The sequence below is a fragment of the Aquirufa salirivi genome (genome assembly GCF_045310485.1).
GTDB classification, from domain to species: Bacteria; Bacteroidota; Bacteroidia; order Cytophagales; family Spirosomataceae; genus Aquirufa; species Aquirufa salirivi.
The window spans coordinates 1-1653 of the sequence record NZ_JBEWZH010000039.1; the positions used below are offsets into that span (position 1 = coordinate 1).

The following is a 1653-nucleotide window of genomic DNA, read 5'->3' on the forward strand; positions in this document are numbered from 1 at the left end:
TTGACATGTTCTTAATGCGCCCCTGTCGCTGTTAAATCTTAAAACAAAAGTGTTGATATTTTATTGAAATAATTCAATGGGTCAAAGCTAAAGGACATGTTCCGAAGGGTCATGTCGAACGACAGATGATAGGGATTTGTAATCCTTTGATAAAAATAAATTTGGCTTCGAGAACCTCAGCCAACTTCATACTCTGTTCGAAGAAAAGAAAACGATAAAGATTGATCTGCTGTTCGACATGACCCTTCGGAACATGTCCTTTAGCTTTGACCCATTGAATTATTTCAATAAAATATCAACACTTTTGTTTTAAGATTTAACAGCGACAGGGGCGCATTAAGAACATGTCAAGGTTTTGGGCCTATTGTTCGATTCAATCCCCTGTCGCCTGTTTTAAACTTTGGCACCGAATAGAAATTAGAGTATCCAGGCTCATTATTAAGGTATTGGTGGTGTTTAAAACTTGTTAAAACCTTTGTTTATTGTTTCAATTATAAACCTTATAAAGGTATGGAATTTACTTATTTCATTGGCATAGATGTGTCAAAAAACGAACTAGACTTTGCTGTATTGCATGGTAAAAACTTCTTATTCCACAAAGAAACGGCGAACACAGCCCAGGCCATAAGTGGTTTTATGAAGGATTTAAATAAACTCCCAGACTTCAGTTTGTCTGATGCTGTATTTTGTATGGAGCATACAGGAATATATAACAATCCATTAGTTTCATATTTGCACAAGAACAAGGGTAATTGTTGGTTGGAGTCTGCTTTGCAAATAAAGAATTCCATGGGTAACCTGCGAGGGAAAAACGATAAGGTCGATGCGATTCGAATAGCCGAGTACGCTTATAAGAATCGAGAAGAAGTTCGTCTTTGGAAACCTAAAAGAGCTGTAATTAATCAATTGTCGCATTATACAACGCTACGAGCCCGCCTGATTAGCTCTTGTAAAATGCTTAGTACTCCACTAAAGGAGGGGGCAGATTTTATGGACAAAAGCCTTCAAAAACAAGCCAATCAATTGTGCAAAAAGGCTATCGATAGCATTAAAGAAAGTTTAAAACGGACCGAAAAAATTATTGATCAAATCATTGCTTCAGATGAAGAACTCAATCGTTTATTTAGCTTGATAACTTCGGTAACCGGTATTGGTCCAGTTACAGCTGTTCAAGTACTTATTACTACCAATGAATTTAAAGACATCAGCAATCCCAAAAAGTTTGCATGTTATTCGGGTGTAGCTCCTTTTGTAAGGGAATCAGGTATTTTTAGAGGCAGAGGTAGAGTCTCGCATTTGGCAGACAAAACCATGAAAAAGCTCCTACACATGTCGGCTCTATCCGCTATAACAAGCAATGGAGAATTGAAAAATTATTATGAAAGAAAAGTAAGCGAAGAGAAAAAGAATAAAATGCTAGTTTTAAATGCTGTACGAAATAAGCTAATCTTAAGAATATTCACTTGCGTGGCTCAAAACAGAAAGTATCAAAAGGACTATGATAAATCGGTGGCATAAGACCTAATAGTAGGAAAACCTTTTAAAGATTCATTCATTACAAAGGTCTAAATACAATTCAGAGATAGTCCCTAAAATAAAAATATTAATATTTTTATAGATAACTACTTGTTTTAATCATAGAAATCGAACAGC

1 protein-coding gene is annotated in these 1653 nt (G+C 35.5%); it reads left to right on the forward strand.

Going from position 1 to position 1653, the window contains the following annotated elements; all coding sequences use genetic code 11:
• Positions 1-510 precede the first annotated feature (510 nt).
• Positions 511-1518, forward strand: a complete 1008-nt coding sequence (locus U0R11_RS13590) for an IS110 family RNA-guided transposase (RefSeq protein ID WP_406751728.1) — start codon at positions 511-513, stop codon at positions 1516-1518.
• The last annotated feature ends 135 nt before the right edge of the window (positions 1519-1653 follow it).